Source organism: Bacteriovorax sp. BAL6_X, assembly GCF_000443995.1.
Classification (GTDB): domain Bacteria; phylum Bdellovibrionota; class Bacteriovoracia; order Bacteriovoracales; family Bacteriovoracaceae; genus Halobacteriovorax_A.
Genome location: NZ_AUMC01000003.1, coordinates 109341 through 126930, shown reverse-complemented (window position 1 = coordinate 126930; position 17590 = coordinate 109341). Strand labels below are relative to the sequence as shown.

The 17590-nt window shown below is 34.5% G+C and carries 18 protein-coding genes; 5 read left to right on the top strand and 13 right to left on the bottom strand.

Annotation, left to right across the window (positions count from 1 at the left end; genetic code table 11):
* Complete coding sequence (locus M902_RS00745; protein ID WP_021266495.1) at positions 1-1545, bottom strand: carbon-nitrogen hydrolase family protein; 1545 nt, start codon at positions 1543-1545, stop codon at positions 1-3.
* Between the two features lie 124 nt (positions 1546-1669).
* Between M902_RS00745 and M902_RS00740 the strand changes: the two genes are divergently transcribed.
* Positions 1670-2272: a radical SAM protein gene (locus M902_RS00740; RefSeq protein ID WP_084710403.1), complete on the top strand. Its 603-nt coding sequence runs from the start codon at positions 1670-1672 to the stop codon at positions 2270-2272.
* On the opposite strand, the gene M902_RS00735 is transcribed toward M902_RS00740, so the two are convergent.
* Entirely contained in the window at positions 2269-3462 is a 1194-nt protein-coding gene (locus M902_RS00735) for a nucleotide sugar dehydrogenase (protein WP_021266258.1), read from the bottom strand. The genes M902_RS00740 and M902_RS00735 overlap by 4 nt on opposite strands.
* Positions 3463-3466: 4 nt before the next feature.
* Entirely contained in the window at positions 3467-5062 is a 1596-nt protein-coding gene (locus M902_RS15620; protein ID WP_021266224.1) for a tail fiber domain-containing protein, read from the bottom strand.
* A 117-nt stretch (positions 5063-5179) separates the two neighbouring features.
* On the opposite strand from M902_RS15620, the gene M902_RS00725 reads away from it, so the two are divergent.
* Genes M902_RS00725 through M902_RS00710 form a run of 4 tightly spaced genes read left to right on the top strand, consistent with a single transcriptional unit; the run spans position 5180 to position 8258 of the window.
* A complete protein-coding gene (locus M902_RS00725; protein WP_084710402.1) occupies positions 5180-6136 on the top strand; it encodes an NAD(P)-dependent oxidoreductase in 957 nt (318 codons plus the stop codon).
* Positions 6129-6698, top strand: coding sequence for a polysaccharide deacetylase family protein (locus M902_RS00720; RefSeq protein ID WP_040313682.1), 570 nt, complete (start codon positions 6129-6131; stop codon positions 6696-6698). Before M902_RS00725 ends, M902_RS00720 begins: the two co-directional genes overlap by 8 nt.
* Positions 6688-7599: a radical SAM protein gene (locus M902_RS00715; RefSeq protein ID WP_021266015.1), complete on the top strand. Its 912-nt coding sequence runs from the start codon at positions 6688-6690 to the stop codon at positions 7597-7599. Before M902_RS00720 ends, M902_RS00715 begins: the two co-directional genes overlap by 11 nt.
* Complete coding sequence (locus M902_RS00710; RefSeq protein WP_021266207.1) at positions 7596-8258, top strand: PIG-L deacetylase family protein; 663 nt, start codon at positions 7596-7598, stop codon at positions 8256-8258. Before M902_RS00715 ends, M902_RS00710 begins: the two co-directional genes overlap by 4 nt.
* On the opposite strand, the gene M902_RS00705 is transcribed toward M902_RS00710, so the two are convergent.
* From M902_RS00705 to M902_RS00660, 10 genes are read right to left on the bottom strand one after another with little or no spacing between them, the layout of a single operon-like run.
* Entirely contained in the window at positions 8251-9324 is a 1074-nt protein-coding gene (locus tag M902_RS00705) for a DegT/DnrJ/EryC1/StrS aminotransferase family protein (protein WP_084710401.1), read from the bottom strand. The genes M902_RS00710 and M902_RS00705 overlap by 8 nt on opposite strands.
* Entirely contained in the window at positions 9324-10001 is a 678-nt protein-coding gene (locus tag M902_RS00700; protein WP_021266525.1) for a hypothetical protein, read from the bottom strand. Before M902_RS00700 ends, M902_RS00705 begins: the two co-directional genes overlap by 1 nt.
* Positions 10001-10840 (bottom strand): hypothetical protein, encoded by an 840-nt coding sequence (locus M902_RS00695; RefSeq protein WP_021265836.1) that lies wholly within the window; start codon positions 10838-10840, stop codon positions 10001-10003. The genes M902_RS00700 and M902_RS00695 overlap by 1 nt, the downstream gene beginning before the upstream one ends.
* A 5-nt stretch (positions 10841-10845) precedes the next feature.
* On the bottom strand, positions 10846-11940 hold the full coding sequence (locus M902_RS00690; protein ID WP_021265903.1) for an amidinotransferase: 1095 nt from the start codon (positions 11938-11940) through the stop codon (positions 10846-10848).
* Positions 11937-12842, bottom strand: coding sequence for a radical SAM protein (locus tag M902_RS00685; protein ID WP_021265843.1), 906 nt, complete (start codon positions 12840-12842; stop codon positions 11937-11939). Before M902_RS00685 ends, M902_RS00690 begins: the two co-directional genes overlap by 4 nt.
* The gene (locus tag M902_RS00680; RefSeq protein WP_021266090.1) at positions 12842-13771 is read right to left on the bottom strand and encodes a radical SAM protein; all 930 of its coding nucleotides are present in this window, start codon (positions 13769-13771) and stop codon (positions 12842-12844) included. Before M902_RS00680 ends, M902_RS00685 begins: the two co-directional genes overlap by 1 nt.
* Positions 13761-14699 (bottom strand): radical SAM protein, encoded by a 939-nt coding sequence (locus M902_RS00675; protein ID WP_021266292.1) that lies wholly within the window; start codon positions 14697-14699, stop codon positions 13761-13763. The genes M902_RS00680 and M902_RS00675 overlap by 11 nt, the downstream gene beginning before the upstream one ends.
* A complete protein-coding gene (locus tag M902_RS00670) occupies positions 14699-15640 on the bottom strand; it encodes a radical SAM protein (RefSeq protein WP_021266038.1) in 942 nt (313 codons plus the stop codon). Before M902_RS00670 ends, M902_RS00675 begins: the two co-directional genes overlap by 1 nt.
* Positions 15641-15647: 7 nt before the next feature.
* On the bottom strand, positions 15648-16679 hold the full coding sequence (locus tag M902_RS00665; RefSeq protein ID WP_021266485.1) for a radical SAM protein: 1032 nt from the start codon (positions 16677-16679) through the stop codon (positions 15648-15650).
* Positions 16669-17589, bottom strand: a complete 921-nt coding sequence (locus M902_RS00660; RefSeq protein ID WP_021266378.1) for a hypothetical protein — start codon at positions 17587-17589, stop codon at positions 16669-16671. Before M902_RS00660 ends, M902_RS00665 begins: the two co-directional genes overlap by 11 nt.
* Position 17590: the final 1 nt, after the last annotated feature.

The following is a 17590-nucleotide window of genomic DNA, read 5'->3' as shown; positions in this document are numbered from 1 at the left end:
CTATTTCCCATGCCAAACGACAGAGTAAAGATCATGCCTACGATCTTTTAAGTTCTTTACAGCACCATTTTGTCTAGCTTCTAAAAGAGTATCAATTCTTAAATCAGCAATTGCAACCATTTCTACATTTGGTGTTGTATCAGCAGCAATCCCATCTTTAGCAAATGGAAAATCACACGGAGTTAAAATACAACTCTGAGCATATTGAATATCGACATTATTTACTCTTGGTAAGTTACCAACATTTCCGGCCATAGCAACATAGATTTGATTTTCAATGGCACGGGCCTGGCAACAATATTTCACGCGACAATATGCCTGTCGGTTATCGGTTAAGAATGGAACAAAGAGAATATTGATCCCTTGATTTGCAAGGTGTCTTGTAAGTTCAGGAAACTCACTATCGTAACAGATCAAGACACCAATTGGGCCACAGTCAGTATCAATAACTTTAACCTCATCTCCTCCTTCAATATTCCACCAATATTGCTCATCAGGAGTAGGATGAATTTTTGCTTGTTCGTGAATTTGTCCATCACGTAGACAAATATAGCTAATATTATGGACGCGATCCCCTACTTTCGTTGGATGTGATCCAGCAATAATGTTTACATTATACTTTACAGCTAATCGTTGAAAAAGGGCCTTCACATCTTCGGTATAAGCTGTCATATGCTCAATTGCAACATTGGCCTCGACTTCTTCATTCTTTATTGAAAGAAGCTGCATCGTAAACAGCTCTGGAAATAGAACGAAGTCAGCACGATAGTCAGCAGTAACGTCGACATAATATTCAACTAAGTCTTCAAACTCTTTAAAGCTAGAAATACCTCGTTGTTGATATTGGACACTTACAACACGGACTGAGTTTTGTTGAACAGGGCGATCCTTCTTGCTCTCTTGTGCTTGGTATTCTGTATTTTTCCATATCAAATGGACACCATAGCCCATCGATTCCTTATCAGTAGGAAGATATTTTTCAAGAACACCTAAAACTTCAAAACCGTTTCTTAATTGAAAACCAAGAGTCGTATCTCTTATCTTCTTCTCTTTTACTTTTTCAATATAATCTTCAACACTTTCAACTTGTTTGATACGGCGGTGTAAACTTGGAATACGACCAACAAAGACAATTCCTTTCAAGCGCTCATATTTTACAAGCCTTTTCCTAGCATTATATAAGCGCTGGCCAATACGATGACCACGAATAGATGGATCAACACAAGTCTCATATCCATAGAGGTAGTCACCATCCTCGTCATGAGTGGAACCATAACCTCGTCCTGTGATACTTGCCCATGTATGCTTTTTAAAAACTTTCTTTTCTGACAAAAGTATACTTGCAGAGTATCCAACAATTTTTCCGTTTAAAGTTGCAACAAAATTTCCATCTGGATAATTTGTAATCTGCCCACGAATCATTCCCTTAGTGTAATCATCAGGAAAGCCAGTATAAGATCGAGCAACTAACTCATGGATTCCATCAATATCTTTTAGGTTTGAAAGCCTTACTTCAAGCTTCACTTCTTTTGCTTTTTTCGTCATTTAATCATCCTTGATATATCTATTTTAGCAGTAATATTACCGCTTACAAGACTCTATTAAGTAGCTAAAATCTTTAGAGAAAATAATGCTTTTTTACAATTTTGTACCGTGTTACAATTAACAAATGACGGCAAAACGTGATGAGTTCACCATAATAACTACATATAACTGCAATTGGGATTGTTCGTATTGTATTATTGATACTCATACACGAAACAAAACTTCTCCTATCAGCAAAGAAATGCTTTTGGGAAAAGTCTATTCTGTCACAGAAGGAGCACAAGTTAGCCTAAGTGGTGGTGAGCCAGGCCTAATAGATCCCGTAACGATGGAAAAAGTTTTTCAACATCTTGTTAAACTAAATTGCACAATTGATGTTTTCACAAACGGTCTCTTCATCAAAAGATATGGAGAAAAGTATCTTAAATATGTTGATGAGGTTTTGTATCACTGTGTTGAGAATCTTGATCAAGAAATCGAGTATCCAAATATGGATGAAGAACAATTTACTTATGTAATTATTGTAACAAACGATAATCATCACCTAGTAGACGATTTCTTAGATAAATATTCTCACCTTTCATTTAAGCTCTCATGTAATTCAAAACACGGTCAAACCCTGAACCGCGGTGACGCCTTTAAACTCTTTATGAGAAATAAACACAGAATTAGTGAAGATAGCTTTGAAACGCTTTTCCGTTATCACTGTGATTGTAACTTAATTTAGTAATATATTTTAAATTGCCCCTCTAGCTCTTTCGGTATGACTTGAGCGAAGTCAAAGATTGCTCCATTTGGATTAAGAAGCTTACTCCACATTCCTTTTTCTAGCATAAATTCATCATGAGCAACGAGAGTAACAATCAAATCAAAATTTTTGTAATCTAGTATTTGAATTGATTTATCGATATATGGATCAAAAGAATCGATAACTCGATCAATACGAAGCTTTAGCTTTTCATATAGCTCAAGTGCTCTTGAATCTCGGGTATCATTACAGTTTTTTTTATACGTTTTCCCAAGTAATAAAACTCTATCACCAATTTTACTCATAGCTAGTATCCTCTCCTCTAAAGAGATAACCATTGAGTCGTTAACTTTTCGAGATTTTAAGATAATTGAATCTTCCGAGAGACCTAAATAAGCTGATAAATAGTACGGATCAACACTAATACAATGACCGCCCACAAGGCCCTTATCAACTTCTGGAAAATTCCACTTACTCCTGGCAAGTCTAAGGGATTCTTGAAAATTAATACCTTTTTCTAAAGCTCCTTGATAAAACTCATTCATCATAGCAATATTAATATCTCTAGAAGTATTTTCTAAAAGCTTAGCAAACTCACAGGCCTCTAGATCTTGACTCGACTCAACTAGCCTAAATATTTTGCTATAGATTAATACTAAGTCATTTAACTTTTCTTGTGATTCACAAGAGACAACTTTCACAATATCTTCAAATTGAATATATCCATCGTTTGGACTGATACGCTCTGGGGAGAATGCGAAAAATATATCATCTCTACCTAATATGTTTTTAAAGTAATTTGTTGTTCCAGGCATGACTGTAGACTCTATAACAACAGTATCGCCAGAACAAAGGTAGTCCTTAAGGCCAATTACAGCTTGATCAACAAGGCTTTGATCTGGGGCATTATTACTATCAAGGGGCGTAGGAACAGTAATTAAGTAGTAATTTGCTTCTTGAAGAGCATCTACATTTGATGTGAATATACATCCAGAACTTGATAATACATCAGCAGGAAACTGATTAGATATATCAACACCTCTATTTAAGGCGTTGATCTTCTCTTTATCAATGTCAAAGGCAAATGTTTTAAAAAATTGTGGGAATCTAACTGCTAAGTTGATTCCCACATATCCGACGCCAATAATGGCAAGAGTTGTATCTTTCATTTCACTATTCTAAAGGTGCAACAGGAATTGAGCAAACCTCTTCATACTTATAAGCATCCTCTCCATTACAAAGGGCCTTCATAAGAAGATTAACTCTAAACTTCAGCTCGTCATTCTCACGCTTAAGTTCCTTAATAGCTGCTGTATTTACTGCAGGCATTTTAGTATATTGAACACTTTTTAATCCTTTCGCGTCTGTTGAAACAATCTCAGGGAAAACCTTTTCAATTTCTTGAGCAATATAACCTATATCGCGTCGATTATTCGAATTCCAAACGAATTCTACACCTCTAATTTCGCTAAATTTCTCAAGTACTTTTTCAAGTTCATGAATATTATGTTTTAGATTTTCATCCGATCGAAAGTTAATGTAAGAGCCATCATACATTTCAAGAACACGAGTTGCAGTAGCACCTGAATCGTCTCCCATTATAACGTTACCATAGATTTTAAGATTCGTTGTACCACCAGTACGTCCAACTAAGACATTTGAACCCCTAGGATTTAGGTTTAAATCTCTCGATACTACAGCATTTGAAGGAGCAGCATTTTTATAAGCTGCTTGAAGAGAATTATCATCAAGCGATAAGAATGCTCTTGATTCTCTTTTTATCTTTAACGGCGGATATTCTGTGAGGGAACTGTGGACATCGCCAGACCCATCTGGACCACCTATAGTAGTAGTTCCATAAGGGTTAATATTTAAGGTAGGAAATGTCATTGTACTAGGGTCAGTTGATACACTATTAGCTGCTTGTATAGTATCATCATCTATTAATATTGAACTAGCACCGCCATTATGAATTTTCAATGGAGCATTTGCGATATTATTAGGACTGATTTGAGCTGCGGTAGCACTCCCTACTTGTGCTGAGTAGTCTAATGGTACTTGCGCTTCAGGAGTTCCTGCGGAACGAGACTTTAATGTAACTTGGACACATTCTCCGTTTGAGTCAATTTCACCACCAAGTGCATCACAAACAGCATCTGTGTATTGACTTGCACTTCCATAACAAGAAAGTACCGCACCTGTTGCTGCGTTAATTACAAAGCTTAGTGGAAAATCTCTTGATACATCTGTCATACCAACAGAACTTTTCTTTACAATATCAATATCAGCGCCTGCTCGACCCTTTTGGAACGTAACTCTAACACTAGCATCTACTTTTGTTGCATTAACACCGTTCTCTAAATAAACAGGTCCAGGGTTTGAAGTTGTTGTTGCAGACATCGCTTCGATATGAACAATTCCATCTGTACCACCAAGCTCTTGATCAAGAGTGTAAATGGTATCGAAATCTCCTGGGTTTGGCCCAGTTGAGCGACGAATTTCATTAAAGGTTAAAGAGGAACCATTTGCAGTAGAGCCAAAAGATCGCCCATTGAAAGTTTTAAAACAAGAATCCTCATCTGCCAAAATACCTGAGATTCTTTGAATCTCTTGTTGGATATTGAAAACTTGTGATGCCCTTTTAGAAGTACGATTGATATTACCAATCATATTCACAACCGCCATAGATAGTACTCCAATTAGACCGGCCGCAACCATTACCTCGGCAAGAGTGAAACCAAATTGATTTGTGTTATTTTTCTTCTTCATTGAGACACCTCATTAACATGCAATATGTTATAATTATAAGTGTAATTAAAATTTGATGCATTATTATTAACTAAATAATTTTACCAATAGATAAAATTACTGCAAGTGGCTGAATTTATGACCAGACCTAAAATGTTAGTGAGCGGCGGACTTGGCTTCCTTGGAAGCGAAATCGCCAAGAATTTCTTTCAAGAATACGCCATCACTATTATCGACAATCTATCAACAAATGTCGTCTCAATAGACGATTTGAAAGATATTTGTGGTGAAATAACATACAGAAATATGGACTTGGCCAAGTTAAGTAAAGTAGATTTGGATTGGCTTAATACCGAACTAAATGACACCACAATTTTTTGCCACTTTGCTGCAGCAGTTGGCGTAAAAAAAATCGATCAATCTCCTAGAGAAGCTATTATTAATGAAAACAAGATCAATCATGATCTCCTACCCCTTCTCGCTAAATATAAAACAAAAACAATATTCGCTTCAAGTTCTGAAGTCTATGGTAATCAGGAAAATTGCGTCGAAGATCAAAGTCTTCAAATTGGTCCTCCTGATATCTTGAGATGGGGTTATGCCTGCAATAAGCTAATGACAGAGTTTCTACTTAAGAGTTACGAAATTCCACATATTACTCTTAGGTTATTTAATGTAACAGGGCCAAGGCAGTCTTCTAAATATGGCATGGTTATACCAAAAATGATTCGTGATGCGATAAAGACAGGTAAAATAACAATTTACGGAGATGGCACTCAAACTAGATCGTTTTGCCATATCAGTGATTTAATCGGATCATTAAAATATTTGATAGAGCAAGATAAGTTCACTAATCAAACAATTAATATCGGAAATGATCAAAACCGAGTCACGATAGAAGAGCTTGCTCATCTTATTAAAGATACATTGAAGCTAGATGTAGAAATTGAAAAAATTGCTTTTAATGACGAATATAGTGCTAATTCAAAAGATATTTTAAAGAGATCACCAAGTATCGAAAAATTAAAACAATTCTATCGTCCACAAGTTAAACTTAAAGCAATTATTGAGGATATCGCAAAGAGTTATGAATAAGAATAACAAGCCTATATTGATGATTCATGAAGTATACGAATGGATGCTAGAGCTAGACTTATCAAATTATATCATCACCTTTGATGACGGACTGTATTCACAATATAAGTACTTAAATCATTTTTTAAAATTTGATACACCAAAGATCTTTTTTATTTCCACTAATATAGTTTCTCCAGAGCAAGAAGAGCAAAACGAGATTACAACCTCATGTTCTAAAGCTCACGAGAGCTTCTTTAAGACGGGCAATACAGCTAATTATATGAAATGGAGTCAAATCAAAGAAATAGCATCAACTAAGAATTGTTATATTGGTGGACATTCACATCAACATAAAGATTTAAGAGGTACCCTAGCTTTAAAAAAACTTCATAATCATCTTAAAGAAGATACAGATAAAATGCTAAATGAATTCAACACTCAAGGCATAGAAATTAAAGACTTTTGTTTCCCCTATAATTACGAAGCACCATTATATAAAGAGATATTAAAGCAACGAGGGATTGAGAACTTCTTTGGCCAAGAACGTATCGCAATAGAGGACCTTAGTAATGCAATATGAAAATGAAGAGATTATTGCAATTGGAGAAGGCTCCCCGCTCAATATAAATTGGGAAATGGTATCTCATTGTCAATTTGACTGCAGCTACTGTTACTATAGACCATTTAACAGTAACACCGAGTACACAACCTTAAGTAAGATTGTTTTAAAGAAGCTTAAGGCCATTGAAGAAGACTTCATCATTAATCTAATCGGTGGAGAACCAAGTCTCCATCCAAATTTTATTAGTATAATTGAAGAGTTAGAAACAATTCAAAACTTGAAAGAAATAAGAATTGTCACAAACTTTGTTAAACCAGAGAGCTTTTGGCTTAAACTTCCAGTGAGTGAAAAAATAAAGATCACAGCAAGTTTTCATCCAGAATACCCAAACAAAGGTTTTATCGAAAAAATTGATCTCCTATCCAATAAATATCAGATGGATACGGCATTTCTTTTCACTAATAAATTAGAAGAGTTTGAAAAATATAAACATACATTCGAAAATCTATATAAACTTGCTCAAGAAAATAAACATACCTTAAATTGTATAAGACTACATAAAGAAACGAGTCATTCTGTTTCATATGAAAGCTATCAAGAAGAGATTGAAGCTTTTATCAAGATCTGCGAAGAGAAAGTAGCTAAATTAGAAAATAAAGAAACGACTTTGATTAAAACGGCCAAGACACAAAAGCATATTTCAAAATCTGAATTTTTAAATAATGGCTACAATCAACTAGAAGGTTGGAAGTGTGATATTAGGGCCTTTATTATTCACTATGACGCACAAGTTTCATACGCTTGTAAGAGTACGAAGAAACATATACTAACTTGTGACTTCAAAACAAGTTCAATAGTCTGCCCATTTAAGCTATGTGAGTGTGATGACTATTGGAGTTTTGAAAAGGTGGCACCATGAATGAAAAAATCTTAGTAATTGTTGCTCATGCTGACGATGAAGTATTGGGTTGTGGTGCAACGATACATAAACATATTAGAAACAATGATGATGTATATGTACTAGTCCTCACTGATAGTACTTCGGCCCAAGGTAAAGATATTCAAAACCGTCATCAAGAATACCTAAAAGCTCTCAATATACTTGGGGTACAAAATCACAAAAAACTATCGTTAAAAGATAATAGACTCGATAGCTACCCACTTATCGAAATCATCCAAGAAATTGAAAAAGTAAAAAAAGATTATAATCCCAATATAGTATACACTCATTCATACAATGATTTAAATATTGACCATCAAATCACAAATAAAGCTGTCCTCACGGCCTTCAGATCAACTCCGAGTAATACAACAACAGAAGTCTACACTTTTGATATACCTTCAAGTATTGAATATCAGTCTTCACAACTTATGCAAGCAAGAAAAAATTATTTTAATTCGATTACTAAGGAAGACTTAAAGGCAAAGGTTCAAGCAATGTGTGCTTATGAGAGTGAACTACATCCTTTTCCTCATCCTCGTTCAATCGAAAATTTAGAGATCATTGCAAAGTCTGAAGGGACAAAATGTGGTAAAGAATTAGCAGAATCATTTTATATTGAAAAAATCATTAGATAGAGTAGAACTTTTTTATAACAGATATAATATAATTTAACTCATCTTTAGTAAGTGCTTCGAAAAAAGGAAGAGAAAGTGTAGATGAGTAATATTTCTCAGCACCTGAAAACACTGACTTTTCATGATTCCAATACGAATGTAAGTGAAGTGGTTTGAAGTGAATCGATGTTTGAACATTATTCTCTTCTAAAAAATACTTCAATTCATTACGATTCTTAGCATGAATTATAAAAAGTGAAGGAATTATATTATTATCAAGTGCTAAAAAATCAACTTCAGGTATTTCTTCAAGCAATTGAGTATATGATTGGTAAATGGCCAAACGATTACTAATTTTTTCTGATAACGATGATAATTGATCCTTTAAAAAGACAGCATCAATATTTGTCATATTCGCTTTACGTCCGAGAAACTCAATATCGTACTCCCCTCTAGATTTACGACAAATACCATGTAAACGACGCTTTCTTGCCTGATTCACTAAAGAAGTTTCAGTTACAACTAGTCCACCGCCATCAGGAGAGGAAAGAATCTTGTTTGGATAAAAACTGAAAAATGCAGCATCTATCTCTAAATCATAGCATCCCAGATAAACGAGCTGAGCAAAGTCTTCAACAATTCTGAAACCATACTCAGTTTTTAATTTTTTTAGTGCATCTCTATCGTAAAGATGTCCTCCAATAGAGACCGGCACTACACAATCCACGTTGTGATTTTCTAAAATCTTTTTGAAAGATGTTACGTCAATCATTCCAGTGAACGAATCAACATCACAAAAAATAATATTATGACCTAGTCTCCTTGGAACTTCTGCTGTTGTTGCAAAAGTATTTGTAGGTACTACAATTGTTGCCTGCACATCAGAGAAATACATATCCAATATGATTTCAAAAGCCGACGTGGCACTACTAGTGCAAATAAAATTTGGAAAATTGAACGTAGAAATTAATAGATTTTCAACTTCTTCAACCTCTACACCACCTGTCCACTCACCACTATCTATAACACGCTTAAGCAGTGCTTCTAAATCAAGACTTGAATATGGACGAAACAAGGGTATCTTCATTATTTATATAAGAATTTCTCTTGGGCCTCAAAAACAGGATATTCACGAGACAAGATATCTTTCACCTTAAAGAATGGATTATAATTTTTTTCAAAATAAAAAATAGTATTAATATTATAGTCACAAATATACATAAAAATTGGTCTACGTTTTTGAATCTCGACGTACTTTATATCGACAATCTTTATTTCACTAGTATTAATGTTTTTATAAACCTTAGAATAGAGTTGATTATAAAAGGGAAATAATACGTTCTTATCATTGCCCCAAAGACTCTTGGTTAATGTAATCACTGTTTCACAATCCCCTATCTTAAGATCATCCATTTTAAACCAACCATCTTCTTCATTATAGTATTCAAAAACTAAGAAGCTTTCAGACTCTTCAAATAGTGTCGGGAGAATTGTTTTTTTATTCATAACCTTACGGTATTTATTTAACAAGTCTTCAAAAGTAAAATTAAGTTTTCGATCGATATCAGGAGCATCGGTAACAAGGAATTTTAAAGCTGGTTTAAATACATATTTACGCTTGCCGACAGAAATAAAGTAAAAACTTTTACTTTTCCCAAAGCCTGTTCCCACAGGGACCTCAATATCAAACTCTTCCTTAAGTTTTTTTTGAGCAGCGTAGAGAAACTCAATCTTCTTTTCTCTAAATATATGTTCAATATCCATCACAACTCCTTCATTCTCTTAAAGTATGCGATTCTCTCTCTTACTTTATCATATTTAGAGTTTGGATAGAGGTGTTCGTGCCAAAAATAAATACCACCTAACTTATCCTTTGGAAAAGTAGAGACGGATGCATAGCCCTCCCCTACTTGATAATACTGTATAGGGTGAACATTTAGGCGCCCCTCATTAAAAGCTTTCTCAATGACATATTCCTCAAGAAAGTACTTCTCTACATTTTGACAATACTTCTTCCATCTCTCATCACCATTTGTGTTATATAAGGCCATAAGTTCTTCAAAAAAGAATTTATAAAAACCACTATCACGGCGGGAGATAATAAAGCCCGTATCGAGTGGATTGCCCCAGTCTTCTCCAATAAATCGTTGATCTTTCTTTGAAATATCATCATATTGGCCGACGACAACCTTACCATTATCATAAACTATTTCTAACAGCTTAGGATCTAAAGGTTTTATAAGATTCATATCAAGGTCAATATGAATAAAGATATCTTCAGATAACTCTTCTTCAAGAAGCATCCCACAAAAAGGTACATTTACGAAACCAGATTCAAATCCCTCTGTTTCAACGTGATATCTTTCAATATATGTTACACCAAGTTCTTTAAACTTTTCTTTCGTCTTCTCACTCACTATATGCTTTGAAGGACAATAGGTATAAATTGAAATATCTTTTAAATCACCTGCATTCTTACGCCAATTCTCAAAACAGAGAATTGCTTCATCTTCATAATGTCTTTGATTTTCAAATGTAATACCATTGTCATCATTAGTACTTCGGCCATTACTTTCAATCATTGTTATAAGTGCAACTTTCATACGTACTACTTTGTATAATCGATATATTCATCTTCTCTATTTATATCTAGTGTTGAGCAATGTATGCCTCCACCAAAAATTTCACAATTCTCTAATCGCACAGGGTGAGGGTTAAAGCCATGCTTATCAAGTAACTCAATAACATTTGCCGCACTCTCACTAACAAGCACATTCTTTTCATCAACACTTACAACATTAATATCCATTCCTCTTGTACTTGCAAGTTGGATATCAATATCAGTTTTCCCGGACTCAATCACAGGTTCAGCTTCATAATCGTCAGGAAATAAACAATCCCAGTTTTTAAATTTTTCGGGCAAAAAATCCTTTATATTACGATATTTAGGATTCACAAGAAATGTCCCAGGCTTAAGACATACTAGAACACCATCAATATGATTATCAGCTACATTTACAATGTGAAAATTACTCTCGGGAAAGAATGACTTAACCCACTCTAAACCAAGGTAATGGTTATAAGAATTCACATTAACGATTACATCTTTACCGATTCTTAAAAACTGGGCCCCATCAATTGCCATCGTATACTTTGTGCGATCAAAATTCTTATAATCACGCTGTGAATTCCATGGACTTAAATCCATTGCTTCTTCTACTAGTTTATTGTGTGGAGATCTAATCCACTTACCACCTCTACCACCATCAAATAGATGATTATATACATTATAAAGAAGAGTGTTTTCGAAGAAGCGATTTCGAACGTAAGTAGGAGTCTCAATTATATAATTTTGATAAACCAGAGAGACATCTCGAACATTACTTGCACTAGAAAGCTCAGTCTTATAATCAGGAGTCTTGATAGTGACCACTTGCCCAAGTCGATCTGGGCGAAAAACTTCAACACCCAGTTTTTCAAAAGTAGCAGCCAAATTGTCCAGTTGATCATTTCTCTTTAGTAGTAATTCATGATTTACATAGTACTCATGTCCACCATGCTCCAGTCGATCATATACAGCATGAGTTAAATTCTCACCGTAAAAGTGCTGAAAAGTGAAATCGGCAATTCTTTTGCTAATCTCTAACTCACGTCCAACGATAATAGAATTGAGTTTTCCAAATGATGTATTACTTTTAATCACGATATATCCTTAATACTTTCCAAATCATCATATTCAAAATCATTCATATAGAAATCACAATTTAACTTACACTGAGTTGTGTTTCCAAGGGCTTGATAACAGCTACAAAACTCACGAGAAAACTTTATAAAGCTAGTAAAAAACTCAAAAGTACTTTCAAATGAATAAATATTAACTGGCCTATTATCGATCCTTGCATAAATAAAAGAAACACAAGGATAGCAATTCCCATCAGAATTTATATATATTCTTTTAAACCATGGTGTTACAGGTAAAGAATGTTCTTTCTTGTATAAGAAATCCATATTCCCCCTATTACTTCTATTCTTAGGAGGTCTTATTCTATTTGTGATAAGAGTTGTATCGCGAAATAATAAGTCTAGATCAAACCTCTTTTTGATTAGTTCTGCTGTCTCAACCGCATACTTCTCATTCAATTCATGACGAGAAAAGATAGGTTCTATATTTAGAATTCCTCTAACTTTTTCTATATTGGAAAAGACCGTATCCAGACTACTGCCACCACGAGTTAACTCATGAATTTCTTGATTTGGTCCATCGATGGCCACCTGAAAGACCATGTTCTTATATTTTTCTATTTTTTGCACATCGAGGTTCATCAGATTTTCCCCATTCGTTGCAATGAGAATATCATGAGAAAAATTATCACCTAAAGCGACTAGGATATTATTAATATCACTGTGTTCTAGCGGCTCACCATCATTACCGCAGATAAATATTTCTTTTGGATTGAAATCTTTGATAATTGGGAGAACCCTTGAGAAATCTAACTCTCTTGAGTTCTTATGATTGGGATTTAAGCTTGGACAGCCCTGACACTGTAATTGACAGCTATTATTTAAACTCAGTTCTATAAATTCAACAAATTTATTATATTGCATTATAGAATCTCAAGCTCCCACATATCCATTAAACGCTTACAGTTCTTTTCACAAATTTGGCAGCATTCATATTCAAAATTTTGAATTTTCTTATAATCGAGATCCCATTTTTCTAATCGACTTTCTTCAAGCCACACATAGCAAGGAAAAACAGTTCCATGTTGATCAATGTGAATACTCTTATTATGGTAAGAACGGCAATCAATATCATAATCCTTGCTTCCATTAACTTTCTCACCCCATTTCTTTTTTGCAGAGCTGATAATCACATCATACTTTCGCTTAAGTTCAGGAGTTACAAGCATCTTATCCAAATTAAAAGGATTCTTATAAACTTCAGTATCACGACGATAAAGAGTTTGTGTTAGATTAATATTACTAAACTCTTCTAGAAGTTCATCCATACTACCATCCTCTAAATCCTCGGCATTATAATCAAAGAGGATATGCTGGATATAATCAATGCCATAAGGATTTGCTTCGCGAAATGCTTTTGCATTGGCCCTAATATTAGCAAGGCTTGTGTTAACACGATAAATTTCATGAAGTTCTTGAGTAGATCCACATACAGTAAAGTAAACACTATCATCTGGACCTAGAATAGTACCTAACTCGGCCCACCAGTCAGGGTTATGTGTGTCACCATTAGTACAAATTTCTATTGCAATATCTCTTTTGCGAAGATAACGGCAAAGATCGAAAATTGAGCGATAGAGAGTTGGTTCAGAGAAAGCTCCAACTAAGTGAACATATTTAGCATTAGGAAATTGATCTAATTGACCTGTAATTTCATTCAAGTGTCGTTCATTATATTTAACTTCAATATGCTTATAATTTCTCGCACACAAAGGACATTTTGCATTACATGTGCCAGTGAGGTCTAATTCAATTCTCTCACTTCGAATAAGGGCATCTTTGCTAGCAGACAAAATCTAACTCCATTACATCAATTAGTTTCTGAATACGTCTTTCACACTTAAAACAATCTTTAAACTTAAAGCTGAGCACTTCTCCGTAATCAAATACTTCACCAGAGAAATGTCCAGGACCTTCATACTCTGCATGACCGTAGCACGGTGATATTTGTCCGAACTGATCGATATAAATTTTCCGATCTCTTAGACTCATACATTTAATTTCTATATCCGCAGTCTCACCTGGTGTTGGTTTAATATTAAATAGAGCATCAATAGCTCTCTTTCTTTCGTCTTCTGGACGAATTAGGTCCTTGTCAAATGACTTTACATATTCGTTAAAAGTTCTTTGGCCTTCTGTATCTACATTAAATGTTTTACTAAAGCGTGCAATGATATTTTGCATGGCCTCACTTTCATAGTCCTCACGATTATATTTGAACATTATATGTTGAATATGATCGATTCCTTCTTTATTAGTCGAAATAAAACCTTGATGATTATCTAAGATATCTTGAAGTTTACTTCCAACACGATATTTCTCGTGGAGTTCCTGAGTTGATCCACAGATCGTAAAATAGATACGGTCATTAGAAGATAATATTTCCCCTAATTCGGCCCACCACTTAGGATTATGAGTACTCCCATTTGTAAATAGCTCAATAGCAACTCCACGCTCAACTAGGTAGCGACAAAGTTCTTTAACTTCTGGATGAAGTGTAGGCTCAGAAATATTTCCTGCCATATAAAAAACTTCAAGATTTGTGAAAGTATCTAACTGTTCTTTTATTTGCGTAAAACTTCGAACGTTGCGTTTTAATAGATGTCCAGCGTGAGCATAATTTCTTGTACACAGAGGGCAACGTAGGTTACATGTACCAGTGAGGTCCATCTCTAACTCTAAGATTTCACTTCGATGGAGGGTCGTTTGCTTACAGCTCATTATCCCATCCTCTCAAGGCCAATATCGTCAAGCATCTTTGTCGTCATTGCTTCACACTCATAACAAAAATCATACTTAAATTGATTTATCTTTGTATAATCAAGATTAAATTTTTCTCCAACATTATAAATTCGATAAAGGAAGCATGGAAAGATTTCTCCCCACTGATCAATCGCCACAAATTTTTCTTCAAGACTTTTACAACGCATCTGGCATTTAATCTCACCAGATTTATTTCGTTCATAGCGCCTCTTGGCATGTCGAGAAATCAGGTTATAACTTTTAGCTAAATCAGCTGTTAAAGCGATATCGTTTTCCTCATCTTTAATGAATCCAAATCTTTCATTATAAGGAAGAGTATTAATATTGTATTCCCGACTGAAACGAGAACGAATTTCACTCATTGCTTCACTGTCAAAGTCTTTAGCATTATATTCGAATTTAATATGTTGAAGATAATCGATATCGTACTTACACCCTTCTTTGAATGCTGCATGATTATCTAAGACTTGTTGTAAATTAGAACGTACACGATACTTTTCATGTAACTCTTGTGTTGATCCACAGATCGTAAAGAAGACATGATCTCGAGGACTCATCATAGAGCCGAGTTTTCGCCACCAGTCAGTCGAATGGAGAGAAGCATTTGAGTAAAGTTCGACTTCGATTTCACGGCCAATCAAGTACTCCATAATAGTGAAAAACTCTTTATGAAGTGTTGGCTCAGAAATCATTCCGGCCATGCAACACATTTTGATATTAGGATACTCGTCGAGTTGAGCAATAATCTCACTTGCAGGTCTTTCGTTATACTTTACCAAGTGTTTGGCATTAGAATAACTACGTGAGCATAGTGGACAATCGAGGTTACACGTTCCTGTTAACTCGAGTTCAATTTCGAGAATATCTTCTTTCGCTAATGAATTTGGTAATTTTTCCATAACTTACCTACTTATAATCACATTCAGGATAATGACCTCGACGATAATGGAGAACATCATCAATTTTATCCCCTTCAACTGGGTATACATCCTGAACATTTGATATTTTCTTTTCTACACCATCACAGACGAAGAAGTATTTACAGTTAAAACACTTCTTACCTTTGGTGTAGGTATGCTTTCTTTTCTCTGCAGCAACTTCAAAATACTCTTTTGTATTAAGAATTTTTTCTTCAATTTTATCGACATCATAAGTATAGATATTCCAATCATTTCGATCGTAAATATGTTGATAAACACCTACTACATATTTCTCATATCCTTGCATAAAACAAAATGGGATATAACGAACATTAATTTGAATTTCATGATTCAAATAATCAATGGCAAGCTTAATATACTTACTCAAATGCTCGTAGCTTTGTGATTCAAGTCGATCAGCATCTTCCCAATAGTTTAGTGGAAGGAAATTAATTTGATATGGTTTTATCTTATTAATCAGCTCAACATACTCAGCAAGTAGTTCAGCATTCTTATCTGTCACAGTACAATTAATACGAACCTTAATTCCAATTTGTTGGCAATTAGATATGGCCTTTAACATTTTACGAAAAGCACCTTTTCTACCAACAATTGAATCATGATTATCTTCATTAACTCCATGAAGGCTAAAGAGTAATTCAGTTAATCCATGTTCTTTAGATTTCTTACAAAATTCTAAATTTGCAAATTTAGCACCATTTGTAAGGGCCGAAATATTTGTAAAACCAATTTCATGGCAATAGTCGAGAATTGCAAACCAATCACGATGAACAGAACTCTCTCCACCGCTTAGATCAATCTCACGCATTCCGCAATTATAGATTTTCTTCGCTCTTTTCTTTATTATGTCTAGAGGAGTAATCTTATCGAGATCTTCAAGATAATAGCAGAAGAAACATTCATAATTACAAAATGTTCCCGTATCCAGCTTTGCTCTCTTATTGAATTTGTCATTTAATAGCCTCAAACCAGAGTGGCTAAAAATATTATAATCCAATATGCTCTCCCAAGATCTCTAGTATGGGATCTCCCTCTTTTAAGAATATTGATTCAAAGTCATTATCAATATCCCACTTTCTCCAATAGAGGCCTTTATCTTCATCCCAGTAGTCTATATTATAATACACAACCTCTTTTTCAAAAAACTTGCATTCAGCGATCATACGGGGACTACAGTCAAATTTACGTGGAACCGGCGTATAGATATATCTATCAAATTTTTCAAAAAGGTCTGCAATAGGCATCTCTGGGAAATCAAAGCGATCAGAGAGGCCTTCTAAGCGTCCTGCTGGTCTATTTTCTTTATTAGTCAGGCACATAAACCTCCCATCATACTTGTCTAGGAGGTCTAGGTACATTTGGTCAGGGATATTTCGACAATTTTTTGTGCCATAGAGCAGATTACAACGAGTTGACTTTGTCGGCTTTTTCAAACGATCAAAGTTAATTCGTTTCTTATAGTCAATTGCGTTTTTACAATCATTATATATACGAGCATCCTGGAGAATAATTACATTGTCTTTATCATTATCCTGTAGTTCCTTATCACCACAGGCAAAGTGAAAGATCTTCTGTGCCAAGATATGTTTACCCATAAGTGATTTGGCACCACCATCAGTAAAAAGAATATTATTTACATGTACTAGATTAGGACGATTTACAAAGAGGGTATCTTTTTCAAGCTGCAACAATTCATCATCAGAGATTATATATTTTCCAACAACAGAATTACGAAATGTTGGCCAATCAATATCTTCACAAAGTAGTATTCCAACACGCATATGCTCTTTTAAAAAAAGATAATAATCAATAACTTCATATGTATGTCCACATAGGCCATGATTATTTGCGCTCCAACTATAAGTTAGCCAGAGATCATAATTTTCTTTATCTAAACGTAAAATCATA